This window comes from Dokdonella sp. (genome assembly GCF_041395345.1).
Taxonomy (GTDB): domain Bacteria; phylum Pseudomonadota; class Gammaproteobacteria; order Xanthomonadales; family Rhodanobacteraceae; genus Dokdonella.
Genome location: NZ_JAWLAR010000017.1, coordinates 71,697 through 96,121, shown reverse-complemented (window position 1 = coordinate 96,121; position 24,425 = coordinate 71,697). Strand labels below are relative to the sequence as shown.

At 62.5% G+C, this 24,425-nt stretch carries 20 protein-coding genes; 18 read left to right on the top strand and 2 right to left on the bottom strand.

Annotation, left to right across the window (positions count from 1 at the left end; genetic code table 11):
* The first annotated feature begins 205 nt into the window (after positions 1-205).
* The 5 genes from R3F00_RS14970 to lpxK all read left to right on the top strand — a co-directional run bounded on the left by R3F00_RS14970 (position 206) and on the right by lpxK (position 6,578).
* The gene (locus R3F00_RS14970; RefSeq protein WP_371282604.1) at positions 206-2,563 is read left to right on the top strand and encodes a DNA internalization-related competence protein ComEC/Rec2; all 2,358 of its coding nucleotides are present in this window, start codon (positions 206-208) and stop codon (positions 2,561-2,563) included.
* 170 nt (positions 2,564-2,733) lie between these two features.
* Complete coding sequence (locus tag R3F00_RS14965; protein WP_371282608.1) at positions 2,734-3,339, top strand: MotA/TolQ/ExbB proton channel family protein; 606 nt, start codon at positions 2,734-2,736, stop codon at positions 3,337-3,339.
* Between the two features lie 5 nt (positions 3,340-3,344).
* The gene (locus R3F00_RS14960) at positions 3,345-3,776 is read left to right on the top strand and encodes an ExbD/TolR family protein (protein ID WP_371282603.1); all 432 of its coding nucleotides are present in this window, start codon (positions 3,345-3,347) and stop codon (positions 3,774-3,776) included.
* A 40-nt stretch (positions 3,777-3,816) separates the two neighbouring features.
* Positions 3,817-5,580 (top strand): lipid A export permease/ATP-binding protein MsbA, encoded by a 1,764-nt coding sequence (gene msbA, locus R3F00_RS14955; protein ID WP_371282602.1) that lies wholly within the window; start codon positions 3,817-3,819, stop codon positions 5,578-5,580.
* A complete protein-coding gene (lpxK, locus tag R3F00_RS14950; protein WP_371282601.1) occupies positions 5,577-6,578 on the top strand; it encodes a tetraacyldisaccharide 4'-kinase in 1,002 nt (333 codons plus the stop codon). The genes msbA and lpxK overlap by 4 nt, the downstream gene beginning before the upstream one ends.
* A gap of 69 nt (positions 6,579-6,647) precedes the next feature.
* On the opposite strand, the gene R3F00_RS14945 is transcribed toward lpxK, so the two are convergent.
* Positions 6,648-7,478, bottom strand: a complete 831-nt coding sequence (locus tag R3F00_RS14945; protein WP_371282600.1) for a hypothetical protein — start codon at positions 7,476-7,478, stop codon at positions 6,648-6,650.
* A 599-nt stretch (positions 7,479-8,077) separates the two neighbouring features.
* Here R3F00_RS14945 and R3F00_RS14940 point away from each other — a divergent pair.
* The 9 genes from R3F00_RS14940 to ilvN are packed head-to-tail and all read left to right on the top strand — an operon-like array spanning position 8,078 to position 18,883.
* Positions 8,078-9,679 (top strand): 2-isopropylmalate synthase, encoded by a 1,602-nt coding sequence (locus R3F00_RS14940; RefSeq protein WP_371282599.1) that lies wholly within the window; start codon positions 8,078-8,080, stop codon positions 9,677-9,679.
* 9 nt (positions 9,680-9,688) lie between these two features.
* A complete protein-coding gene (locus R3F00_RS14935) occupies positions 9,689-10,660 on the top strand; it encodes a branched-chain amino acid transaminase (RefSeq protein WP_371282598.1) in 972 nt (323 codons plus the stop codon).
* Positions 10,657-12,066 (top strand): 3-isopropylmalate dehydratase large subunit, encoded by a 1,410-nt coding sequence (leuC, locus tag R3F00_RS14930; protein WP_371282597.1) that lies wholly within the window; start codon positions 10,657-10,659, stop codon positions 12,064-12,066. The genes R3F00_RS14935 and leuC overlap by 4 nt, the downstream gene beginning before the upstream one ends.
* Positions 12,063-12,668, top strand: coding sequence for a 3-isopropylmalate dehydratase small subunit (leuD, locus tag R3F00_RS14925; protein WP_371282596.1), 606 nt, complete (start codon positions 12,063-12,065; stop codon positions 12,666-12,668). Before leuC ends, leuD begins: the two co-directional genes overlap by 4 nt.
* Positions 12,665-13,732, top strand: coding sequence for a 3-isopropylmalate dehydrogenase (leuB, locus tag R3F00_RS14920; RefSeq protein WP_371282595.1), 1,068 nt, complete (start codon positions 12,665-12,667; stop codon positions 13,730-13,732). Before leuD ends, leuB begins: the two co-directional genes overlap by 4 nt.
* Positions 13,733-13,764: 32 nt before the next feature.
* A complete protein-coding gene (ilvD, locus tag R3F00_RS14915; protein WP_371282607.1) occupies positions 13,765-15,414 on the top strand; it encodes a dihydroxy-acid dehydratase in 1,650 nt (549 codons plus the stop codon).
* A 40-nt stretch (positions 15,415-15,454) separates the two neighbouring features.
* On the top strand, positions 15,455-16,438 hold the full coding sequence (gene ilvC / locus R3F00_RS14910; protein ID WP_371282594.1) for a ketol-acid reductoisomerase: 984 nt from the start codon (positions 15,455-15,457) through the stop codon (positions 16,436-16,438).
* Between the two features lie 49 nt (positions 16,439-16,487).
* A complete protein-coding gene (gene ilvB / locus R3F00_RS14905; protein ID WP_371282593.1) occupies positions 16,488-18,365 on the top strand; it encodes a biosynthetic-type acetolactate synthase large subunit in 1,878 nt (625 codons plus the stop codon).
* Positions 18,365-18,883, top strand: a complete 519-nt coding sequence (gene ilvN, locus R3F00_RS14900; protein ID WP_371282592.1) for an acetolactate synthase small subunit — start codon at positions 18,365-18,367, stop codon at positions 18,881-18,883. The genes ilvB and ilvN overlap by 1 nt, the downstream gene beginning before the upstream one ends.
* A 91-nt stretch (positions 18,884-18,974) precedes the next feature.
* Here the strand turns inward: ilvN and R3F00_RS14895 are convergent, their stop codons facing one another.
* Complete coding sequence (locus tag R3F00_RS14895) at positions 18,975-19,718, bottom strand: PDZ domain-containing protein (RefSeq protein WP_371282591.1); 744 nt, start codon at positions 19,716-19,718, stop codon at positions 18,975-18,977.
* Between the two features lie 222 nt (positions 19,719-19,940).
* Between R3F00_RS14895 and R3F00_RS14890 the strand changes: the two genes are divergently transcribed.
* The 4 genes from R3F00_RS14890 to R3F00_RS14875 all read left to right on the top strand — a co-directional run bounded on the left by R3F00_RS14890 (position 19,941) and on the right by R3F00_RS14875 (position 24,324).
* Positions 19,941-20,138, top strand: a complete 198-nt coding sequence (locus tag R3F00_RS14890) for a CsbD family protein (protein WP_371282590.1) — start codon at positions 19,941-19,943, stop codon at positions 20,136-20,138.
* A 265-nt stretch (positions 20,139-20,403) separates the two neighbouring features.
* A complete protein-coding gene (locus R3F00_RS14885; protein ID WP_371282589.1) occupies positions 20,404-21,078 on the top strand; it encodes a tetratricopeptide repeat protein in 675 nt (224 codons plus the stop codon).
* 802 nt (positions 21,079-21,880) lie between these two features.
* Complete coding sequence (locus R3F00_RS14880) at positions 21,881-23,644, top strand: ABC transporter substrate binding protein (protein WP_371282588.1); 1,764 nt, start codon at positions 21,881-21,883, stop codon at positions 23,642-23,644.
* A complete protein-coding gene (locus R3F00_RS14875; RefSeq protein ID WP_371282587.1) occupies positions 23,641-24,324 on the top strand; it encodes a response regulator transcription factor in 684 nt (227 codons plus the stop codon). The genes R3F00_RS14880 and R3F00_RS14875 overlap by 4 nt, the downstream gene beginning before the upstream one ends.
* Positions 24,325-24,425: the final 101 nt, after the last annotated feature.

Below are 24,425 nucleotides of genomic sequence, written 5' to 3'. Positions count from 1 at the left end.
GGGAGAAGGAAAATCAGGAGCCAGCCAAGTGAAGGAATGCTTCTCCCAATGGCGGGAGAAGCATTGAGTTGGTGCAGCTTGTGAGCGCGCTTAGTGGTGCCTCGACCTGTTGCAATGGTCTTGACTTCCAATAGGCTTGAGCGAGACTTCGGAGTAGGCAGTCAGCCGGGTTTGAACTGATCGATTTCCAGGAAGGAACGATAGCGTGCAGGAAGCGGAGCAATCGAGTGCACAACAACAGACGCGGTCTAGCACAGGTTGGTCACTTCCAAGCCTGACGCCGCTGCGTGTTGCCAGTCTGCTTGCCGGCTCCGTGGCGGTCCACGCCTTGCCATCGCTGGTGCCGAGCTGGCTCTCGATCGCCGTTCTCACGGTCGCCGCGATTCTGCTGTGCAGGTCGGCGTTCAACCGCGCGCCGGTCTGGTTTCTGCTCGGCTTTGCCTGGACCCTGCTTCGGGCCAGCCTGGTGCTGGACGCGCAACTGCCGGATGCCTTGCACGGCCGTGATTTCGATGTCGCCGGCACAATCCTTGATCTGCCCCAGACCGGGACGGACAGCACGCGCTTCAGTTTCGCCATCGAGTCCGCCGAACTCGACGGCGAAGCGGTCGCGTTGCGCGGCAAGGTCCGCCTGAACTGGTACGACGATGCGCCCGTATTGGCACCGTGCTCGCACTGGTCGTTGCGTCTGCGATTGCGCTCGCCGCGCGGATTCGTCAATCCCGGAGGCAATGACGGAGAGCGCAGTGCGGCGCAACGCGGATGGGTGGCAGCCGGCTATGTGCGCGACTCGGAAGCCAATAGGCAGATCGCCGCGCCCACAGCGATCTGTGCCGATGGCTGGCGTCAATCCATTGCCGGCGCGATCGGCAGCCAGCTCGGGAGCGGCTCCGCAAGTACCCTGTTGCGCGCTCTCGCGGTGGGCGATCAGCAGACCATCAGCCAGGCGGACTGGCAGGTTCTGCGCGCCACCGGTACCGGACACCTGATTGCGATCTCCGGGCTGCATGTCGGATTGTTCGCCGCCTTTGGTGCATTGCTGGCACGCGGATTCTGGAAGGCGTTTCCGCGCATCACCCTGGGCATGCCCGGACCGCTGATCGAGGCGCCTGTCGCGATGGCCTGTGCGTTTGGCTACGGAATGCTGGCCGGCATGGGCGTGCCAACGTTACGGACCCTGTTGATGATCGCTGTCGCCCTGTTGGCCCGCTACTCGCGGCGCTCCAGTTCGGTCAGCCAGGCGCTGGCTCTGGCTGCGACTGCCATCGTCTTGTGGGATCCGCTTGCGGCCTTGTCGGCAGGGTTCTGGTTGTCCTTCAGCGGTGTCGCGATACTGCTTCTGGTAACCAGGGCCAGAGGCGTCGAGCGTCCCGCCTGGCGCGAACTGCCGCGTATCCAGTTGATGTTGAGCCTGGCCGTGCTGCCGATGACGGTCTGGTTCTTTGGTCAGGGTTCGTTGATCGGCCCGCTGGCAAATCTGATCGCAGTGCCCTGGATCAGCTTGGTCATCGTGCCGCTGACCGTCACCGGCAGTCTGCTGGTCGTCGACTTTCCGTCCCTGGGCCTGCCCATTCTGAAGCTGGCGGAGGCGCTGCTCGGTGGCTTCTGGCCGCTCATGGAATGGATGTCGAGTCTGCCGTCTGCACAGCGATACTTTGCCTCCGCGCCGCTCTGGGCCTGCGCGCTGGCTCTCATCGGAACGGGCTGGAGTCTGCTGCCGTGGGGACCGTTGACGCGCGCACTCGGCCTGTTTCTGCTGCTGCCGCTGATCATTCCGTCGAACACCCCGCTGGCCGATGGGGAATTCGAAGTCTGGATGCTTGACGTAGGGCAGGGGCTTTCGGTTTTCGTGCGCACCTCTTCAGAGTATTGGCTTTACGATGCCGGACCCCGCTACCCCAGTGGCTTCGATGTGGGCGACGCGGTGGTGGTGCCGTCCCTGCATGCGCTGGGTGTCGACCGCCTGGATCTGGTCACGATCAGTCACGGAGACAGCGATCACGCCGGCGGCGCCTCCGCCGTACGGCTGGCGTTTCCCGAAGCACCCTTTGAAAGCGGAGAGCCCGAGCGGTTGCCGATGCCGGCACAAGCCTGTCGAAGCGATGCCACCCGCGCATCGGGCGGCGTCACCCTGCGAACCCTGGTCGCCGCAGGTGACCAGCAGGGCAAGAGCAATGATCGCTCTTGCGTACTTGCCATTTCGAGTCGACACGGAAGCCTGTTGCTGACCGGCGACGCAACCACGCGAATCGAGCCCACCATCGCATCCGGTGCGTCCGCGCTCGAACGACCGCTGGTCCTGCAGGTGCCCCACCACGGCAGCAAGACTGCTTCCTCGACAGCGTTTCTCGACGCACTTGCCCCTCAGCTGGCAGTGGTTTCATCAGGTTATCGGAACCAGTTCCGACATCCCGCGGCAGAAGTCCGCGAGCGCTATGCGGAACGCTCCATAGCGCTGTTGAATACCGCCGAAACCGGCTATCTGCGCTTGCGCTTTGTTGCCAGCGGCCTCGAGATCGAGCGCGGACGCGAGGCCAGGTCCGCCTGGTGGCGCAAGCACTGAACAGGGAAACCTGTCGAAGCCGCCTGGAACGACGATCAGCACACAAGCGCTCTTGCACACGCTGCTATCATCGGCGCTCGGATCGTGGCCGGGTGCCGTGAACCCAATTCACATGAAGCCTCAAGGAGTTGCTCCAAGTGCTTGAAATTCTTATTGCTGGCGGTTGGCCCATGGTGCCGATCCTGATTTCCTCCGCGATTGCCATGGCCATCATTCTCGAGCGCTTCTGGAGCCTGCGGCGCAAGGCCGTGATTCCACCCGAGCTGGGCCAGCAGGTCACGACCTGGGCACGCACGCGCAAACTCGATCCAAAGCATATCGAGGCATTGCGCGAGACCTCCCCACTTGGCGAGTTGCTGGCATCGGCACTCGATGTGCGCAACCGTCCGCGCGAGATCATCAAGGAGCGGGTCGAGGACACCGGCAGGCACGTCGTGCATCAGCTTGAGCGATTCCTCAACACGCTGGGAACCATCGCGATCATTTCGCCGCTGCTCGGCCTGCTGGGAACCGTGTTCGGCATGATCAACATGTTCTTCGCCGTCATGGTCAGCGGCGTCGGTGATCCGCTGAAAATGGCCGGCGGCATCGGCGAGGCACTGGTGTGCACGGCCAGCGGCCTGTGCGTCGCCATTCCGGCCTACTTCTTCCATCGCTACTTCCGCGGCAAGGTCAACGAGCTGGTCGTGGACATGGAAAAGCAGGTCATTGCGCTGACCGACGAACTGCACCTCGCATCCGACAGCACCTCTGCAACAGCGCGCGCAGCAGGCTGACCGACATGCGTATTACCGCCGGCCGCCGCGAAGACGATTTCGAGATCAACGTGATTCCGTTGATCGATGTCATGCTGACCCTGCTGATGTTCTTCGTCATGACGACGACCTTCGTTCAGCACTCGAGCATGAAGGTGACCCTGCCCGAAGCCTCGGCCACCGAACAGACGAGAGAGGAGCGGAATCTTGTCATCCTCGTCGACGTCGACGGGCGCTACTACATCGACAACAATGAAGTGCTCAATCCAGGCATCGAGACGCTGAAGGAGGCGATCCTCAGGGTTGCCGGAGACGACCGAACTCGCCCGGTGATACTGCGCGCCGATGCGAAGTCGCAACACCAGGCGGTCATCACGGCGATGGACGCACTGGGTCAACTCGGATTCGATCGCCTGAGTCTGGCCACGACACCGAGCAAGGCGGAAGGGTCCGAGTGAATTCGATGAAACCCTTCGCGCCCGAGCCGGAGGGCTGACCTTGCCTGTCAGCGCCTTTGCTACCTACCGGCGCCTGCTTGGTTACGCGGCGCGCAACTGGGGCTACGCCATCGCCGGCATTTCCGGAATGGTGTTCGATGCCGCCGTGGCCGCCGTATTCACGGCGATGATCCGACCGATGCTGGACGACCTGTTCATCAGTCGTAACGAAACCGCAATTCTGTGGATGCCGCTCATCATCGTCGGCCTTTTCATCGTTCGAGGCGCGGCGACCTACATTGCCGACTACGGCCTCGCGCGGATCGGTCGCGACGTCGTGGAAACCTTGCGCGGTGAGGTTTTCGCACGCTATCTGGAGCTGCCGGCGCCACATTTCGATCGCGAACCGTCCGGCCAGATGATCTCGCGCCTGACCTACACCGTCGAGCAGGTGGCGCAGGCCAGCACGAATGCGGTCAAGGTGATGATCCTCGACAGTCTCACCGTGATCGGACTGATCGGGGTCATGCTCTACCAGAGCGCGCGTCTGACCCTGATGCTGTTCGTCATGGCACCGCTGATCGCGCTGGTGGCCTGGATCGTCGGACGTCGCTACCGGCGCATCAGCAGCAAGATCCAGCACTCGGTGGGTTCGGTGACCGGCATCGTGGATGAAGCGGTCAGTGGTCAGCGCGAGGTCAAGGTCTACCTGGGTCAACCCTCGGAACTGAAACGCTTTTCCCAGGTGAACGAGCAGAATCGCCAGCTCAACCTGAAGATCGCGTCGACGAATGCACTGTCGACATCAGTCGTGCAGGTCGTGGCCGCCTGTGCGCTGGCCCTGGTCATCTATTTCGCCACCCGGCCCAGCATGCTCGAGGTGATGAGCCCGGGCACGTTCATGTCGCTGATCACGGCAATGCTGATGATGCTGCCCTCGCTGAAGCGCCTGACCACGGTCCAGGCGATGATGCAGCGAGGCGTGGCCGCTGCCGAAGATCTGTTTCGCATTGTCGACATGCCCGGAGAAAAAGACACCGGCGAGCATGTCGTCGATCGATGTCAGGGCGACATCGAACTCAGGGATGTGGTTCTGCACTATCCCGGGCAGGTCGCTCCGGCACTGAACGGCATCAGCCTGCATTGCGCACCGGGCACGGTCACTGCACTGGTTGGACGTTCCGGCAGCGGCAAATCGAGTCTGGCCAGCCTGATTCCGCGTTTCTACGAACCGGACTCCGGCAGCATCCTGCTGGATGGCCAGCCTCTTGCGGCCTGGAAACTGGAAAGCCTGCGCAGCCAGATTGCCTGGGTCGGCCAGCAGATTGTGCTCTTCAACGACAGCATTGCCCGCAATATCGCCTATGGCGCACTCGGCAATGCCACGCGCGAGCAGATCGTTGCTGCAGCCGAGGCGGCGAATGCCTCCGAGTTCATCAATCGGCTGCCGAACGGGCTCGACAGCCAGGCAGGCGAAGGAGGTGCATTGCTTTCCGGTGGCCAGCGCCAGCGCATTGCGATTGCCCGTGCCTTGCTCAAGGACGCGCCGCTGCTGATCCTCGACGAGGCCACCAGTGCCCTGGATACCGAATCCGAGCGCCTGATCCAGGACGCCCTCAAACGATTGCTGCGCGATCGCACCGTGCTGGTCATCGCGCACCGGCTTTCCACGATCGAACATGCCGATCAGATCGTGGTGCTGGACGAAGGCCGTATTGTCGAGCGTGGCACGCACAGGGAACTGCTCGGCAAGGATGGTCACTATGCGGCCCTGCATCGCGTCCAGTTTCGCGACCAGGAGCAGCAAGCCAAAGACCCGACATGAAGCAGCCGGATGTCGACCGTATCTGGTATGGCGCCGAGCCGGCGCCGTTCTGGATGAAGTCACTGGTGCCGCTCTACCGGGCGCTCAGTGCAGTGGTTCGACTGAGCTGGACCAGCGGTCTGCGCAGGCCTGTGCGCTTGCCGGTTCCCGTGATCGTCGTCGGCAACATCACGGCAGGCGGCACGGGAAAGACGCCACTCGTACTCGCCCTGATCGACGCGCTGCGCGAACGTGGCTGGAAACCCGGTGTGGTCAGTCGCGGCTATGGGGGTTCGGCGCGTTCGCCGATGTTGCTGGGCGATGATCCGGACCCGGCGGTGGTCGGCGACGAACCCGGCCTGATCCGACGTCGCAGCGGCGCCCCGGTCTCGATCGGCCAGCGGCGGCCCGACGCTGCACGTCTTCTGCTCGACGCGGACGTTGACGTGATCCTGGCCGATGACGGCCTGCAGAACCCTTCACTGGCCCGCGATATCGAAATCTGCGTGATTGATGGGCAGCGGCGCTTCGGCAATGGCCGACTGTTGCCGGCCGGACCCCTGCGCGAATCGGTCGCGCGCTTGCGCGAGGTGGACTTCCTCGTCTGCAATGGCGGAGAGCCGCATCAGGGCGAGATTCCGATGGTCTTGCAGGGCGATCACGCGCAGCGGCTAGATGCAAGCGACGCGTCGCGGAGGCTTTCGGACTTTTCCGGATCGACCGTGCATGCCGTTGCCGCCATCGGCAATCCGCAGCGCTTCTTCGAGAGCCTGCGCGAACATGGCATGAAGGTTATCGAGCACGCATTTTCGGATCACCACGCCTTGAAGCCGGCGGATCTCGATTTTGGCGATTCGCTCGACGTGCTGATGACGGAAAAAGATGCGGTCAAGTGCTCGGCCTTTGCGTTGCCACATCATTGGTACGTGCCGGTGCAGGCAGCGCTGCCTGTGCAATTCCTGGCGGCGCTGGACCAGAGGCTGCGGTTCGCGATCAGGGAATGCACGATTCGAAACTAGTCGCCAGCATGCTGCAGACATGAAAAGAGCGGCCAAGGGCCGCTCTTCTCGGTTCCGCCGTTGACGAGATCAGGCGCGGCGGCGAATGAACACGATCGAGCCGAGCATCAGTGCCAGAGCAAGCAGCATCAGACCGAACGTGCTCATGGAAGGCAGCTCTATTGCGGGTGCAAGCGGGACGTCACCACCGCCGCCAGCCAGGCAGATCGGAAAGTCATCGCCGGTTGCGGTAAACGCCGTACCGTCGAACTGATTTGCATTGTCATCGTAGGTACCGACGACCTGCTCATCGACAACAAGCGCCAGGCAGGCGTTGCCACTGGCGGCGTTCACACCTTGCTGACGTTGAATGCCTACGTGGACGACACCCGTGTTGTTCAGCGGCGTCGCCAAGGCGACATCGATTTCACGAATCGTGGTGAATGCGAAAGGAATGCCGGTATCGACGCTGCTGGTGACGGTTGCCGTTGTCGAGCCCAGAAGGGTGCCCGGCTGGCCGGCATTGTCGTCGAAGAAGCTGATGTTGTAGCCCGTTAGAGCCACATCGTCTTCAGTGCAGGTAGCCACGAATCCGACAGCAGGATCAAACTCGATTGACAGGGCCCAGAAGCGCATGTTCGTGGTGGTGCCGGCCGGCAAGGTGGTCAAGACGCCGGCGCCATCCACGGCACCTTCGAAGATGGTGAAGTCAAGTTCTGCGTCAGCCGTGCTCGCGCCACCGAACCCAGCAACGTCCAGATCCTGACTGTAGACCGAATCGACTCCGGAGCAGGTATTGAACGTTCCGCGATCCGGTACCAGGCCGGTTGGTACGCCGAACAGACCCGACGGATCCGCGCCACCTTGTGCGGAAGCTACGCCGGCAATCAGCAAGCCGCATACGAATGCAATTTTTTTCATCTGAGAATCCGGTAGTTGGAATGGTCTAACAACTCGCGATACTGAACCAATAATCGCCCAATATCAACGAATTCCCCAACTTAGGCGCTGATTTGCGCGAATCGACGATTCGATCGAGAGCATTGTTCGCCGTTACAGGCATGGATGTGTCCAGTTGCCCGAAGTCAGGAAGCGTTCGCTTCTCTGTTCCCGATCCGGGGGTGCGAAGCGAGAAGCGAAACTGTGCCCATGTGTCACCCGTCGCTGTTCGCCGAGCATCCGAAGTCTGCAAATGGACGTCCAGACCGCACGCAAAAAGTTGCAACAGCAACTACAGAAAGAATGCTTGACACTCTCTTCTGGCATCGGTTACGGTCGAGTCATGTCGCAACGCAACACAACAGTTCGAACTCCTGATTTCATCCGATATCCATCGGTGGTCGAGCGCTTGCGCGCCGCCGATGGGCTCGTGCTTGTACTTGGACTCGTACTTATTAGCTGCGGAGGCGCGGGCTAGGGTACTGTCGAGTAGTGCAACCCCAAGACCCCGCCCTCGGCAACGAAGGCGGGGTTTTTTTTTTGCTCCATCGTTTGCGTGTTTCTCCACAGCGGAGCCAGAAATGAGCGGTGAACCAGCGGTAGATGCGAATAGCGCAACGCTCGATGGCAAGGATCCCGGTCGGGTGCTTGTCTTCGATACGACCTTGCGCGATGGCGAACAGGCTCCGGGCTTTTCGATGAGCAGGGCACAGAAACTGCGCATGGCAGGCGCCCTTGCGGATCTGGGCGTGGATATTCTCGAGGCAGGTTTCCCGCACGCATCCGATGATGATTTCGCCTCGGTCAGGACCATTGCAGCCAAGGTGCGCGGGCCACGCATCTGCGGGCTGGCACGCTGCCAGCAAGGCGACATCGAAAGTGTTGCCCGCGCGATCGAACCCGCCGACAAGGGCCGCATCCACATCTTCCTGGCCACCAGTCCGCTGCATCGCGAGTTCAAGCTGCAGATGAGCCGGCAACAGGTGATCGATGCGGCCGTTGCTGGGGTGCAGCATGCCCAGCGCTACTGTGACGACATCGAATTTTCCGCCGAAGACGCAATCCGCACCGAGCCGGAATTCCTCGCCGAAGTCTTTTCAGCCGCGATCGAGGCCGGGGCGACCACGGTCAATGTTCCCGATACCGTGGGTTACACGACACCCCTCGAAATCGCCGAACGATTCGCCTGGTTGCGGGCCAATGTGCGTGGTGCGGACAGGGCCGTATTCAGCTCGCATTGCCATGACGACCTCGGCATGGCCGTGGCCAACAGTCTGGCTGCCATATCGGCCGGAGCGCGTCAGGTCGAATGCACGATCAATGGCATCGGTGAGCGCGCCGGCAATGCGGCGCTGGAAGAACTGGTCATGGCCCTGCACGTTCGCGGCGACCTGTTTCCGGATCTGCATACCGGCATTCGCACACAACGTCTGCACGCGACGGCGCGTCTGCTTTCGCAGATCACCGGTCAGCCGATCCCGCGCAACAAGGCCGTGGTCGGCGAGAACGCCTTTGCCCACGAATCGGGCATCCATCAGCACGGCATGCTCAAGCATCGCGGCACCTACGAGATCATGCGCGCCGAAGATGTCGGTGTGAAAAAGACCGAGCTGGTGCTTGGCAAGCACAGCGGCAGGCATGCCCTGCGAGAGCGCCTGTCGATACTCGGCCACGATCCGGATGACGCGGCGCTGGACGAGATCTTCACGCGCTTCAAGACCCTGGCCGACAAGAAGCGCGAAGTCTTCGACGCCGATATCGAGGCGATGGCGGTTGGCCGCGATCCCGACGCCGCCGGCCCCTGGCATCTGGGCCACCTGCATGCGACCAGTCACTTCGGTTCCAGTGCCTCGGCCTCGGTGCGGCTTACCCACGATGACGGGCATGAAGTCAGCGAGGCGGCCATTGGCGATGGTCCGATCGATGCCGTCCTGCGCGCGGTATCGCGAGCAGTCGGGCATGACTTCTCGGTCAACGAATTCCAGATCCGCGCCCTCAGCGAAGGCGGCGACGCACAGGGCCAGGCCGCCATCAGCGTCATCCACCAGGGGCGCGAACTGCGGGGCCAGTCGGTCTCGACCGACATCGTCGAAGCAGCCGCCCACGCCATCCTCGAGATTGCCAATCGAATTGAACATTTCACCGTGGTCGAGCCGCCGGCTCGCTCCGCCATTGCCCGCTAGGACCGATCCATGAATCAGGCAGAACTCATCTGGCACAACGGCCAACTCAAACCCTGGGCACAGGCGACCGTGCATGTCAGCGCACACGCATTGCACTACGGATCTTCGGTGTTCGAGGGCGAGCGGGTTTACTCGACAGCGCAAGGCCCGGCTTACTTTCGCCTCGCCGAACACACTCGCCGCCTGTTCGAATCGGCTCGCCTGTACGAGATCGAGATCGGCTACAGCGAGGACGACATCAACGCCGCCTGCATCGAACTCATCGCCGCGAACCGCATGCAGTCGGCGTACGTGCGGCCGATTGCTTTCCGCGGGGCTGGCGGACTCGGTGTGGTGCCGAACGACGGATCACCGGTCGACGTATCGATCATGGCGCTGAACTGGGGCGCTTATCTCGGTGAGGCCATCGAGCACGGCGCCGATGTCTGCGTGTCGTCGTGGAACCGGCCGGCACCCAACACGATTCCAAGCTGGGCCAAGGCCGGCGGAAACTATCTGTCCAGCCAGTTGATCGGCTTCGAGGCGAAGCGGGGCGGTTATGCCGAAGGCATCGCGCTCGGCACCAACGGCCTGCTCAGTGAGGGTGCCGGTGAAAACCTGTTCCTCGTACGCAAGGGCCGCCTGGTCACACCGACGACCAGTGCCGGCATTCTGGCGGGCATTACGCGCGACACGGTGATTTCTCTGGCCAAGGATCTCGGTCTCGAGGTCGAGGAGCGCGACTTGCCGAGGGAAGCCCTGTACACCTCCGATGAAGTGTTCATGACCGGTACTGCGGCCGAGATCACGCCGGTGCGCTCGGTCGACCGCAAGACTGTCGGAGTCGGCAAACCGGGCCCGATCACGCGCGCACTGCAGAAGGCGTTCTTCGGCTTGTTCGATGGCAGTACCGCAGATACACGCGGCTGGCTGACCCATGTGCCACTGGTCCAGCCCGTCACGAGTCAACCGGCGCGCGAACTCTCCGAGGCAGCCGCATGACGCCGCGCACGATCATCGACAAGATCTGGGATGCGCATCAGGTCCGCGCGGAAACCCGCGATACGCCCGGCATCCTCTATGTCGACCTGCACCTTATCCACGAAGTGACGACGCCGCAGGCCTTCAGCGAATTGCGCGCACGCGGACTGGCGGTGCGTTGTCCCGGGCGCGTCCTCGCAACGCTGGATCATTCAACGCCGACCCTGCCGGCCGATGCCCGGGGGCAACGTCCCTACGTGACCGCCGAGGCCGAGCACCAGGTCACCCAGCTCGAAATAAACTGCCGCGAGTTCGATATCGAATTGAATGGCTGGGACAGCGAACATCGCGGCATCGTGCATGTGATGGGCCCCGAGCTCGGCGCAACCCAGCCCGGCATGACCATCGTCTGCGGCGACAGCCACACCGCGACGCATGGTGCATTCGGCGCACTTGCATTTGGCATCGGCACGACCGAAGTCGGCCATGTACTGGCCACCCAGTGCCTGCTGCAGCGCAAGCCGAAGTCGTTTGCGATCCATGTAGAAGGACGCCTGAGGGCCGGGGTCAGCGCCAAGGACCTGATCCTGCACATCATCGGCCGTATCGGTGTCGGCGGCGGCACCGGCCATGTCATCGAATACCGCGGCAGCGCCATCGAGGCATTGACGATGGAAGAGCGCATGACCGTCTGCAACATGTCGATCGAGGCCGGTGCGCGGGCAGGATTGATCGCGCCCGACCAGGTCACCTTCGACTGGCTGCGGGGTCGCCCGCGTTCGCCGCAGGGTTCGGAGTGGGAGCGCGCGGTTGCAGCCTGGCGCAAGCTGCCTTCGGATCCGGGCGCCAGCTATGACAGTGAAGTACGCATCGATGCGGCCAGTGTCGGCCCGACCATCAGCTACGGCACCCATCCTGGCATGGTCACGCCAATCCTCGACGCGATTCCGGCCGCACGTGATGCGCAGGAGGCCAAGGCCCTGGCCTACATGCAGTTTGCCGGCGGACAGGCCCTGACCGGGCAGTCCGTGGACGTGGTCTTTGTCGGCAGCTGCACGAATTCGCGTCTTTCGGATCTGCGCGAGGCAGCCGAGGTGATGCGCGGCCGCAGGGTTGCCGATGGCGTGCGCGCACTGATCGTGCCGGGCTCGGTCCTGATCAAGCGCGAAGCCGAGGCCGAAGGGCTCGACGAAGTCTTCCGCGCCGCGGGTGCCGAGTGGCGCGAAGCCGGCTGTTCGATGTGCATCGGCATGAATGGCGATATCGCCAGGCCGGGACAGCTGGTCGTCTCGACCAGCAACCGGAATTTCGAGGGCCGCCAGGGTCCGGGTGTTCGCACCGTTCTGGCCAGTCCGCGCGTGGCTGCTGTCGCTGCCATTGCAGGCGTCATCACCGATCCTGAAGCATTCAAGGAGCGCGCCGCATGAAGCCGCTGACTGAAATTCGTTCGCGCACCGCCTGCCTGCCTTTCGAGAACATCGATACCGATCGCATCATTCCGGCACGCTTCCTGACCACGACCGAACGCTCCGGCCTCGGTTGTCATGCTTTCAATGACTGGCGTTATCTTGAAGGTGGTGCGGACAATCCCGAGTTTCCGTTGAACAGGCCGGAAGCGCAGGGCTGCAGGATCCTCGTGGCCGGACGCAACTTCGGTTGCGGATCATCACGCGAGCATGCGCCATGGGCCCTGCTCGACTATTGCATCGAAGCGGTGATTTCTTCGGAGATCGCCGACATCTTTCGCAGCAATGCGCTGAAGAACGGCTTGCTGACGATCGTCATCGACGAAGCTGCGCATCAGAAGTTGCTGTCCAGTCCCGGCATGGAGCTGGTCGTCGATGTCGAGGCCTGCACGATTGCCGGCCCGGATGACCTGTTGATCCCGTTTGTGCTGGATCGATTCGCCCGCCACTGCCTGCTCAGCGGCGTCGACCAGCTCGGTTTCCTGCTCGATGCCGATTCCGATATCCGCGAATGGGAATCCCGGCGCGCGAACAACCCCTATTCGATGGAGAGTGCAGCATGAGAGCCGATATCACGGTATTGCCTGGTGATGGCATCGGGCCCGAGGTCACGGCAGCAGCCGTCGCGATCCTGCGCGAAGTGGGCCGGCGCAATGGTCATGTCTTCGAATTCAGCGAGCATCTGATTGGCGGTATTGCCATCGATACCTGCGGTGAGCCGCTGCCGCAGACGACGATTGATGCCTGCGTGAACTCGGATGCGGTCCTGCTTGGTGCCGTTGGCGGTCCGAAGTGGTCCAACCCGCAGGCGAGGGTGCGCCCGGAACAGGGCCTGCTCGGCCTGCGCGCGAGGCTTGGCGTATTCGCAAACCTGCGCCCGCTGCGCGTGCATCCGCGCCTGGCCGGCCTTTCGCCGCTGAAAGCCGAAAACCTGGTCGGTGTCGATCTGCTGTTCGTGCGCGAACTGACCGGCGGAGCCTACTTCGGCAAGAAATCGCGCGAGGCTGACGTGGCCATCGACGAATGCCGCTACAGCGTCGCCGAAGTCGAGCGCGTTGTGCGCCGCGCCTGCGAGCTTGCGCGTGGACGCAAGGGCCGCCTGACCTCGGTCGACAAGGCCAACGTACTCGAAACTTCGCGACTCTGGCGCGAGACCACCGAGCGCGTCGTGGCCGAGTACGAAGGTGTCAGTCTCGAGCACCAGCTGGTCGACTCGATGGCGATGCTGCTGTTGACCCGGCCTTCGGCCTACGACGTCATCGTTACCGAGAATCTTTTTGGCGACATCCTCACAGATGAAGCGGCTGCGCTGGCAGGCTCGCTCGGCGTATCGCCCTCGGCCTCGCTGGGCGCCGGGCGCCTGGGCCTGTACGAGCCCATTCATGGATCCGCACCCGATATCGCGGGCAAGGGCATTGCCAATCCGATCGGCGCCATCCTGAGCGCCGCCTTGCTGCTGCGTCATTCGCTGGGCCTCGAGGACGAGGCGCATGCGGTCGAGGTGGCTGTCGATGCCGTGCTCGACAGCGCCGAACTGACCCGCGACCTCGGCGGCAAGGCGAGCACGACGGAAGTCGCCGAATCGGTGCTTGCCCAATTGACGCGCAAGCAACAGGCGGCCGCATGAGTTCCGACGCACGCATCCCGCTGCAGCCGCCCATGCGCAGTGACGCGATCAAGACCGGTCCGGATCGCGCGCCGGCCCGCGCCATGCTGCATGCAACCGGGCTCGATGCCGACGCGATCGCACGGCCGCTGGTGGCGGTCGTGCACACCTGGTCGAATATTTCCCCGTGCAACCTCAATCTGCGCGATCTTGCCCAGGCCGCCAGCGAGGGCATCCGTGCGGCCGGTGGCACGCCGATCGAGTTCAACACGATCGCCGTCACCGACGGTATCGCCATGGGCACTTCGGGCATGCGCGCGTCCCTGGTCAGCCGCGAGGTCATTACCGATTCGATCGAACTCGCCGTGGATGGCCACTGCCTGGATGCGATGGTCGTGCTGTGCGGCTGCGACAAGACGATTCCTGCTGCCGCAATGGCGCTGGCCAGACTCAATATTCCTGGCGTTGCCCTGTATGGCGGCAGCATTGCTCACGGCAAACTCGACGGAAAGTCGATCACCGTGCAGCAGGTCTTCGAGGCTGTCGGCAGCCACGGTGCCGGCAAGATTTCCGACGAGCGCCTGTGCACGATCGAACGCGAAGCCTGTCCCGGCGCGGGGGCCTGTGGCGGCCAGTTCACGGCCAATACCATGGCCATGGTGCTCAGTGCGCTGGGACTCTCGCCGCTGGGATTGAACGACATTGCCGCGACCGACCCGGCCAAGACCGACGCCGCGCGGCGTTGTGGCGAGCTCGTCCTCGATTGCCTGAAAGATGGACGCAAGCCGCGCGACATCCTCGGCCCGGAATCCTTTCGCAATGCCATGCGCATCGTGGCGGCCACCGCCGGTTCTACCAATGCGGTCTTGCACCTGCTGGCCATCGCACATGAGGCCGGCGTGTCGCTGCAGATCGAGGATTTCGAAACCGCAGCCGCGGCAACGCCGGTCATCACCGACCTGATGCCAGGTGGTCGCTACACGGCGATCGAAATGACCGAGGCCGGCGGCATGGGTGCCGTTGCGCGCGAATTGCGCGCGGCCGGAATGCTCGAGGATGCACCGACCGTGACCGGGCGATCGCTGTTTGCCGAAGTTGATGCCTCGGCCAGATCACCGGAGGGACAGGAAGTGATCCGTCCGGTCAGCGACGCCTTCAAGCCGCGCGGTGGCTATTCGATCCTTTACGGCAATCTCTCGCCCGAAGGCTGCATTCTCAAGCTGTCGGGAAGCAGCCCTGTGCTGTTCGAAGGGCCGGCTCGTGTCTATGAGAGCGAGGAAGCCTGCTTCCAGGCCGTGCAGTCCGGGCAGATCAATCCGGGTGATGTCATCGTGATTCGCAACGAGGGCCCTGCCGGCGGCCCCGGCATGCGCGAGATGCTGGCTGTTACCGCGGCCCTTGTCGGACGTGGCCTCGGCGACCAGGTCGCCTTGATGACCGATGGTCGCTTCAGTGGTGCCAGCTACGGCTTCGTCGTCGGCCATGTTGCCCCTGAGGCGCATCGCGGCGGCGCGATCGGCCTGTTGCAGGAGGGCGATCGCATCGTCATCGATGCGGCACGGCGTGTTGTCGAAACCGATGCCGATCTCGAATCACGTCGTGCCTCCTGGCAAATGCCAAAAGCAAAAGTCACCCATGGCGTTCTCGCCAAGTACGCACGCCTGGTCGGCTCGGCCGCAAAAGGCGCGGTCACCAGTCCCTGATTCCCTTTTCCCCTTCAATCATTCACCGGAGTTGCAGCGCATGTCCGCCACCGTCACCACCGAAGCTCTCAAGAACGCCCGCATCGCGGTCCTTGGCTATGGCAGCCAGGGGCGCTCTCATGTCCTCAACCTGCGCGACTCCGGCCTCGATGTCGTCGTCGGTTTGCGTCCGGGCGGTCCGACCGCGATCAAGGCAGCGGCCGATGGCGTTGCCGTCACGACGCCGGAGGAGGCGGTCAAGGGTGCCGACCTGGTTGCGGTGCTGACGCCCGACATGGTCCAGCCGAAACTCTATGAGGACGTGATCGAACCGAACATCAAGCCCGGTGCCGCGCTGCTGTTTGCGCACGGATTCAACGTGCACTTCAAGTCCATCGTTCCGCGCAAGGACATCGACGTCATCCTCGTCGCACCGAAGGGGCCTGGTCATCTGGTCCGCACCGAGTACGAGATCGGTCGCGGCGTGCCTTGCCTGTACGCCGTGTTTCAGGACACCACCGGCAAGGCCAGGGACCTGGCCATGGCCTACGCGGCCGGACTTGGAGGTGCACGCGCCTTGCTGATCGAGACCGACTTCAAGGAAGAGACCGAAACCGACCTGTTTGGCGAACAGGCCGTGCTTTGCGGCGGCGCCAGCGAACTCGTGATGAAGGGTTTCGAGACACTGGTCGAGGCGGGCTACCGGCCCGAGATCGCCTACTACGAAGTGCTGCACGAGCTGAAGCTGATCGTCGATCTGCTCTATCAGGGTGGCATTACCAAGATGCTGACCTACGTCTCCGAGACGGCCCAGTACGGCGACTACGTCAGCGGTCCACGCGTTGTCGATGCGGCGACCAAGGAACGCATGAAGACGATTCTCAACGAGATCCAGGACGGCACCTTCGCCCGCAACTGGAAGGCGGAATACGAAGCTGGCTTGCCCAACTACAAGCGCCTCAAGCAGGCCGACCTCGATCATCCGATCGAAAAAGTGGGTGCCGAACTGCGCAGGAAGATGATCTGGCTCAACGAGCCGGCTTGAGCTCGAGAGCAGCTCGATTGATGAACGAGGCCAGAGTGGAGATGCCCCGATGAATGCCATGTTGCAGGAACAAACGCAGGCCGCGCCCGTCGCCGGCGACCATCCGCTTGCCGGTCGTCCCATGAGTGGTGCGGAAATCGTCGTACAGGTGCTGGCTGACGAAGGCGTGGATGTCGTTTTCGGTTATTCGGGCGGCGCGATTCTGCCGGTCTATGATGCGGTCTTTCGTTTCAATCGCGAGCACCTGGCCGAGGACGGCAGCGAGCCGTTGCCGCTGATCGTGCCTGCCAACGAGCAGGGCGCCGGATTCATGGCTCAGGGCTACGCGCGCGCATCGGGGAAGGTAGGTGTTGCCCTGGTCACTTCGGGTCCCGGTGCCACGAATACGGTGACACCGGTGCGTGATGCCATGGCCGACTCGGTTCCGATCGTGGTGATCTGCGGCCAGGTGCCCACCGCGGCAATCGGCACGGACGCATTCCAGGAAGCGCCGATCAGCAGCATCATGGGTTCCTGTGCCAAGCATGTGTTTCTGGTCACCGATTCGAGCCAGCTCGAGGCGACCATGCGCACCGCCTTCGAGGTAGCGCGCACGGGCCGGCCCGGACCGGTCGTCGTGGATATTCCGAAGGACATCCAGAATGCCTCGTTGCGATTCAACGGCAAGGGGCAGTTGCCGATTCCCGGATATCGTTCGCGCCTGCGTGCCGTGGCGCAGGCGCGGCTGGGTGACCGGGAATGCACCGACTTTCTCGACGCGCTGGGACGCGCCGAGCGACCGCTGTTGTACGTCGGCGGCGGCGTCATCGCGGCCGAGGCCAGCCGGGCCTTGCGCGCGTTTGCCGAGGCTTTCGGCATTCCGGTGACCACGACCCTGATGGGTATTGGCGCCAGCGATACCACCGAGGCCCTGTCGCTGCACATGCTCGGCATGCACGGCACGGCGTTCGCCAACTACGCCGTGGTCGACTGCGATTTTCTGATTTCGGTGGGTGCGCGATTCGACGATCGCGTCGCGGGCGTGCCCAAGCTGTTCGCGCAAAGGGCGAAATACATTGCCCAGTTCGATATCGACCCGGCCGAGATCGACAAGGTCAAGCGCGTCGACTGGCATCATCTGGGCGACATTTCGCTCGCGCTCGACCGCTTGCGCGAGAAAGCTGCCAGTATCGGATTCGATCCGCGCGGGCAGGGCAGGTTTGCCGGATGGCACGCGCATATCGCCGACCTCAAGAAGACCCACGCCCTGGACTTTGATCGCAGCAGCGCGCTGATCCAGCCCTACGCGGTTATCGAGGAAATCAATCGGCTCACCCGCGGCGAAGCCATCATCTGTACCGGTGTCGGCCAGCACCAGATGTGGGCGGCCCAGTATTTCGATTTCACCGCGCCACGACGCTGGCTGACCTCGGGATCAATGGGAACGATGGGCTTTGGTCTGCCTGCCGCCATCGGCGCCCAGTTTGCGCGGCGCGACCTCATGGTCATCGACATCGATGGTGATGCCAGCATCCGCATGAACATCGGCGAGCTCGAGACCGTGACTACCTATGAGCTCCCGGTGAAAGTGGTGGTGCTGAACAACTGCGGTGACGGCATGGTTCGCCAGTGGCAGAAGCTGTTCTTCAAGGGACGTTTCTCGGCAACCGACAAGAGCCTGCACAGGAAGGACTTCATCAAGGCAGCCGAAGCCGACGGCTTTCAGTATGCAGTGCGGCTGGATCGCAGCGAGGATCTGCAACGCGTCATCGCCGAGTTCATCGCTTTCGAAGGCCCCGCCTTCCTTGAGGTGATGATTGATCCAGATGCCTGCGTGTATCCGATGGTCGGTCCCGGCATGAGTTACGCACAGATGATCACCGGCGACCACATCACATCGCGCGATCAGGTCAAGTCGGCGGAAACCGGCCCCGCGGAGATGTTCTGATGCGCCATATCATTGCAATGCTGCTGCAGAATGAGGCCGGTGCGCTGGCGCGCGTCGCCGGCATGTTCTCGGCACGTGGCTACAACATCGAGTCATTGACGGTCGCGGCAACGCACGATCCCGAGATATCGCGACTGACCATGGTCACCATCGGTGACGACAACGTGATCGCGCAGATCATCAAGCAGTCACGCAAGTCCATCGACGTGATCGAGATTGCCGACCTCACCAGTCGGAGTCATCTCGAGTCCGAGTTGCTTGTGGTGAAAGTCGCGGCCACCGAGAGCGGTGCTGCAGCGATAGCGCGGTTCACCGAGCTCAACTACGGGGTCATTCTCGACGAAACAGGGAACACCCGAACCCTGCAGTTCACCGGCCGCGGCTCGCACATCGGCGCCGTACTGACCGAGCTGGCCGCGATGACAACCATTCTCGAGCTGGCGCGCAGTGGCACGGCTGCGCTTGAGCGGGGCGAGTCCGTGCTGGCCCCGGCTGATCTGACGACGCTGCCTTATTGATTGGGCCCGCAAATGTATCAACTCAATGCTTCTCCCGCTGGCGGGAGAAGGATTTGGCTCCTTGACTTCATACTGTTTGCGGTCCCGATCATTAGGGCTCGTTTGCAGCAGCGGGCATGGCGCCGAGTCGGACCATGCGATCCTGGGTCTGGCCGTTGCGGAACACCTGCAGGGTGACCGCCTTGCCCGCCTGATCACTGAGCATTTCCTGGAATCTGACGCGGTCGGAAACGGGTTTGCCGTTGAAGCCCAGTACGAAGTCTCCCGCCAGCAGGTTGGCCTGCGAAGCGGGTGTGCCACCGACCACGGCACCGATCTGTACGCCACCGTCGACGCCTAGGCTGGCACGTTCGCTCGCAGTCAGATTGCGAAACGTCGCGCCGAACAGGAGCTTGAAGCGTACGTAGTAGGCAGCCAGGAAAGTGGCTGTCGATTCCGGCGACTCGTCTGCCTGGTGAGCACGATAGAACACAATGCGATCTGCACCGACCTCGCGTCCGAGTTCGATGGCTGCCTGTTCGGTTTCGGCATTGTATGCATCATAGCGTCCGTTGCCGATGCGCACGTAGCCCTCGGCAGCGAGTGCGCGCTGATCCCCTCGATCGCTCTTGCCTTCGACGACTTCCGGATTGGCCGGCGCCGGCTCGGCACGCAGTGCGTCGATATAGTTCCGGTCGCGCTGGATCAGCGGCTCGTAGTGCGATTCCTCGATCGGCTCGTCAACCGGTTCGGGCAATTGCAGCGGTTGCTCGACGCGGGTTGGAGCCGAGCCGCACGCAGCCAGCAGCAAGCCTAGCGATACGGATGTTGCAAAACATCTCAGCTTCTTTTCCATCTGCCGAGCATAGCGCCTTGGCTGCCGGTTGTAAGCATCCATTCGGGACGCACTCAGCGCTGACAATGTGAACACAAACTGCATGGCGATTCCGGAAAGGACGCAAGTTCATTTTGCGTGCATGGGCGAAGCGCCAAGGTATACGCAACCGGACGGAACGGAGCGCGATTGAACCCGACCTGCTTCCGGCGAACCTTTCAACAACCATTCAAGGAGCAAGCCATGAACGAAGACAGAATCGAAGGAAAATGGAAGCAACTCAAGGGCAGCATCCAGGAGAAGTGGGGCAAGCTCACGAATGACGACCTGGATGTGGCCGAAGGCAATACCGAATACCTTGCCGGCAAGATTCAGGAACGTTACGGCATTGCCCGCGACGAAGCCAAGGAAGCCGTCCGTGAGTTCGAGCGCTCCATCTGATCCTCGGATGTCGTACAAGCAGAGCCCCGCGAAAGCGGGGCTTTTTTCTTGTCTTCCAATTTCGGCACATGACCCTTCGAAATAGGGCGAGGTTCAGCCGACTCCAATGTGCACCCGGTTTGAGCGCACCGTGATATCGACAGGGGCACAACCCTCCACTTGAAGTTTCGTTGCCCGCAGGCGATTCCGTCCGCGGGATCACTGCTAGGATTGACGTTCACAAGGATCAATCAAGAGCTCGAAGATGCCCAACGTCGCGGTGCCAATGAGTCCACTCTCCCTCAAAGTCCGTGCGCTTGGCGCATGCCTGCTTGTCTGCCTGGCGGTTTCGTTCCAGGCCCGTGCTCAAGGTGGGGGCAATGCACACTTCGAGGCGGGCATTGCAGCCTATGAGGCCAACGATCTGTCGCTGGCCTATCGAGAGTTTCTCGCTGCCGCAAGGCAGGGTCACGCCGATTCGCAGTACAACCTGGCCTTGATGTATGAGCAAGGCCTTGGGGTTGGCCAGGACGAGAGCGAGGCGGTTGCCTGGTATGGCAAGGCAGCAGCGCAAGGAAATGCATTCGCGCAGTTCAATCTGGGAGTGCTCTACGAGAATGGCCGAGGCACCGCGGTGGACTACGCCAAGGCGAATGAGTGGTATCGCAAGGCATCGGTGCAGGGGGATGCGCTGGCGATAGGTAATCTGGGCATGTTGTATGCGCGTGGCCAGGGAGTGAAACAGGACAAGGTTGCGGGCATGGCCCTGCTTTTGATCTCGGTCGCACGGGATCCATCACCGGAAAACCATGCCAGGCAGAATATTGGTGCCATTCGCGGCATGTCGACCGCGATGATCGTTGAAGCACAGGCACTTTCCGAACAAATGAATAGCGCGAAAGACCTGCTCGATCCGCTCGACGGTTTCCTGAAGAAATCCGGAAGTGGTGGCACTGAATAAAAGGAGGCCTGCTGCCGACGTGAGGGTTTCTCGAGCTCATCAACTTCTGCAGTCCTTCAAGGGCAAGAGACTCGCGGTAGCCGCCGCCTTGTCCGGTGGGTCGGCCTGGTCGTGGTCCTCCGCCATGTAGATCTCGGCGCGCTGCGTCACGTTTTTCCATGCTGCACCCTGCGCATCCCGGGCTTCGCTCGGACAGGGCAACCGGTCGAGAACGAGGTCAGCGACCCTGCCGCACTGTACGTGGAACAGCGGCAAGCGCCGCGATTCCCCCCCTCGCGACTCAGTACGCCATGGGACAGCACCAGCAAAAGCAAGGGCAGCATGGCGGCGACGACAAGGGCGAGATCGATGCCAGGGCCCCAGACCGTGGGCGACGGCGCATCTTGTTCTGCCATCTATCGGTCGAGCATGGCGTCTTTCGCGTTTGGCGCGCCGACGATCCTGCGCAGGGTTCACCACCCTTCGAATCGTCGTCGACGGAAGCGGGAGTCGACCGGCCTGCGACTTGCCGCTCGCGCCGAAGGCGCGGAAAATCCGGGCCAATGCATGTTCAGGTGCGCGATTTCGCAGGGGCCGGGTGGAACAACTGCGACACACAACAGGGTCTGTCCACCTGCCGCCAGCCGCCGCCCGGACCAAAATCTCCTGCAGGCTGCCTGCGGTCAGGGTCGCGGTTCTTTCGCGCTGGCTGGTCGGTTTCGTCCTCGCCGGGTTTCTGAACCTGGCTTGCGCCCTTGGCGGGTCAAATCAGGAAGGGCCTTACCGTGTACTGGTTCTGAACTCACTTAGGACCAGTTTTCCAGTGAACCTCGACCAGCAACGCGGCCTCGCCCGTGGCTTTTCGGAGGATGAACGAGTCGCCGTCGAGATCGACATGGAATCGCCGGATCTCGCCTCGAAATACAGAAAGAACGACCTCGGGCGACTGATCGGCTATCTGCAGGACGTGTACGATTCTCGCAAGCCGCATTTGCTGGTGGCATCGGGCACGCCGGCACTCTCGCTGCTGCTCGACAATGAGGAAACCCCGTTCCCTGGCGTTCCCATCGTCTTTGTGGGCGTGAATGATGCGTTTGTGGAAGGACGTCGTCTGCCGCCTCACGTCACCGGCGTCACCAACAACATCGATGTTGCAGGAACGCTGGAACTCGCACTCGCGATTCATCCCGACACCGTACAGGTTGCCCTGATCATCGGCGCCAGCGATTTCGACCGAAGTTTCGAGCCCCAGGTTGCCAGGGCGCTCGGCGCGTTCGAAGACAGGATCCGATTCGTCTGGCTGCGGGGATTGCCGATCGAGGAACTGGTGGAGACGGTCGGAAGACTCCCGGACCACACCGTGATCCTCTATCTTGTGCAGTTCAGCGACCGCAACGGAGCGCCTTACGTGCCCAAGTCGCTGATCGAGACGGTCTCGAAAGCGTCTACTGCGCCGATCTACGGCCTCTGGGACACCTTGCTTGGTCACGGCATCGTCGGCGGGAAGCTGATGACGAAGGAGGAGGACGGCTACCTGGCCGCGGGCATCGCGATGCGCATCCTGCGGGGGGAGTCACCCGCTTCCATACCCATCGTTCGCAGGCGCTCGAACTCGGCCATGGTCGACAAGCAGGCCTTGAGTCGCTGGAACATCGAAGAGCGCGATCTGCCGTCGCAGACGCAGGTTCGAAATCGGCACGTCACGATCTGGGAACGCTATCCGATCGCAGTCGTCTCGTTCGGAACGGTCATCCTGCTGCAGGGACTCCTGATCACAGGACTCATGATCAGCCGCCGGCAGCGACGAACGGCCGAGGCCGAACTCATCGATGAAATCGGGCGACGCCGGATCGCCGAGACGACGGCGGCGGATCTCAGGTCCAATCTTGCCCGGTTCAGCAAGGAGCGATCGCTGGGCACCATGGCCACCGCCATCGCGCACGAGATCAATCAGCCTCTGATCGCGATCCAGAACTACGCGCAGGCGGCCAAGCGACGACTGCAGGCGAACGTGGACGACCGGCCCAAGCTGATCGAGCTGCTCGGAAAGCTCGAATCCGAAGCCGGTCGGGCCGGTGCGATAACGCAGAGGATTCGCAATGTGGTGAGCCGGGAGAATGGCCCGTTGCGACCCGCTTCGCTGGACAAGCTGGTCAACGACGTCATCAGGATCCTCGAGCCGGAGGCGCAGACCCGGCGATGTCGGATCGCCTGGCGCCCGGCTGGCGAACTTCCCGAGGTCCTTGCCGACGAACTCGAGATCCAGCTGGTGCTGGTCAATCTCTTGCAAAATGCCATGCAAAGCACCGGATCGGACGAGGAAGCCATCGGACGCGTCGAGATCGAGGCGCATCCCATCAGCGATCGGGAGATTCAGGTCCGTGTGACGGATTGGGGCCCCGGTGTCCCGTTCGACATGAGGGCGAGTCTTTTCGGGCGCATGCACTCCAGCAAGAAGGATGGCATGGGAATGGGGCTGGCAATCTGCGAGGCGATCATCGACGCTCACGATGGGCGCATCTGGCACGAGCCCAATCCTGCCGGGGGCGCGATATTCGGATTCACCTTGCGGGCCTTCAAGCCATGAACAAGCGCAACCAGGCCACCGTCTTTGTCGTCGACGACGATGCAGGTGTGCGCGATTCGATCAGCGAACTGGTCGAATCCGTAGGATTGCACGCCGAATGCCATGCCTCCGCCATGGACTTTCTGAGTGCGTGGAAGCCGGGAAGGGCAGGCTGCCTCGTGCTTGACGTCCGCATGCCCGACATGAGTGGCCTGGTCCTGCAGCGAACCTTGTTGGAAAGTGATTTCGCCCTGCCGATCATCATGTTGACCGGCCATGGCGATGTGCCGATTGCCGTCGAGGCCATGAAGGCGGGTGCCTTCGATTTCCTGCAGAAGCCTTATCGGGAGCAGGCCCTGCTCGACAGCGTCCATGCCGCATTGTCCCAGGACCACGCCACGCGCCAGGCCAGACAGGCCGAGGAGGAATTGACGCGTCGCATCGCAACCCTGACCCCGCGCGAAGTCGAAGTGCTCGATCATGTACTCGCCGGAGAAACCAGCAAGAACATGGCCGAGCAACTGGACATGAGTCCGCGAACCGCCGAAGCGCATCGGCGCAACCTGCTGCATAAGCTGGGCATCGGCACGGTCAAGGAATTGCTGGTCCGGATTTCGCCGTCCGTGATGTCCCATGACGACCCGGACCTACTCCTCGGTCCCCGGGTTTCCGGCCACCCGCGGACGCGCTCGCGGACCTGACCAGCCCCATCGACCCGGCCGCATGCGGATCCGGCGGAATGGATGGGCCTTGATGACCCGAGGGTCATTCGGGATTGTCTACGTAGTCTAGGCATTTGCCC

Bases quoted from the DNA above. Each gene is read 5' to 3' on its own strand.
- R3F00_RS14965 (WP_371282608.1), top strand. From the start codon at position 2,734: ATGGTGCCGATCCTGATTTCCTCCGCGATTGCCATGGCCATCATTCTC.
- R3F00_RS14960 (WP_371282603.1), top strand. From the start codon at position 3,345: ATGCGTATTACCGCCGGCCGCCGCGAAGACGATTTCGAGATCAACGTG.
- lpxK (WP_371282601.1), top strand. From the start codon at position 5,577: ATGAAGCAGCCGGATGTCGACCGTATCTGGTATGGCGCCGAGCCGGCG.
- R3F00_RS14945 (WP_371282600.1), bottom strand. From the start codon at position 7,478: ATGAAAAAAATTGCATTCGTATGCGGCTTGCTGATTGCCGGCGTAGCT.
- R3F00_RS14940 (WP_371282599.1), top strand. From the start codon at position 8,078: ATGAGCGGTGAACCAGCGGTAGATGCGAATAGCGCAACGCTCGATGGC.
- R3F00_RS14935 (WP_371282598.1), top strand. From the start codon at position 9,689: ATGAATCAGGCAGAACTCATCTGGCACAACGGCCAACTCAAACCCTGG.
- leuC (WP_371282597.1), top strand. From the start codon at position 10,657: ATGACGCCGCGCACGATCATCGACAAGATCTGGGATGCGCATCAGGTC.
- leuD (WP_371282596.1), top strand. From the start codon at position 12,063: ATGAAGCCGCTGACTGAAATTCGTTCGCGCACCGCCTGCCTGCCTTTC.
- leuB (WP_371282595.1), top strand. From the start codon at position 12,665: ATGAGAGCCGATATCACGGTATTGCCTGGTGATGGCATCGGGCCCGAG.
- ilvD (WP_371282607.1), top strand. From the start codon at position 13,765: ATGCGCAGTGACGCGATCAAGACCGGTCCGGATCGCGCGCCGGCCCGC.
- ilvC (WP_371282594.1), top strand. From the start codon at position 15,455: ATGTCCGCCACCGTCACCACCGAAGCTCTCAAGAACGCCCGCATCGCG.
- ilvB (WP_371282593.1), top strand. From the start codon at position 16,488: ATGAATGCCATGTTGCAGGAACAAACGCAGGCCGCGCCCGTCGCCGGC.
- ilvN (WP_371282592.1), top strand. From the start codon at position 18,365: ATGCGCCATATCATTGCAATGCTGCTGCAGAATGAGGCCGGTGCGCTG.
- R3F00_RS14895 (WP_371282591.1), bottom strand. From the start codon at position 19,718: ATGGAAAAGAAGCTGAGATGTTTTGCAACATCCGTATCGCTAGGCTTG.
- R3F00_RS14890 (WP_371282590.1), top strand. From the start codon at position 19,941: ATGAACGAAGACAGAATCGAAGGAAAATGGAAGCAACTCAAGGGCAGC.
- R3F00_RS14885 (WP_371282589.1), top strand. From the start codon at position 20,404: ATGAGTCCACTCTCCCTCAAAGTCCGTGCGCTTGGCGCATGCCTGCTT.
- R3F00_RS14875 (WP_371282587.1), top strand. From the start codon at position 23,641: ATGAACAAGCGCAACCAGGCCACCGTCTTTGTCGTCGACGACGATGCA.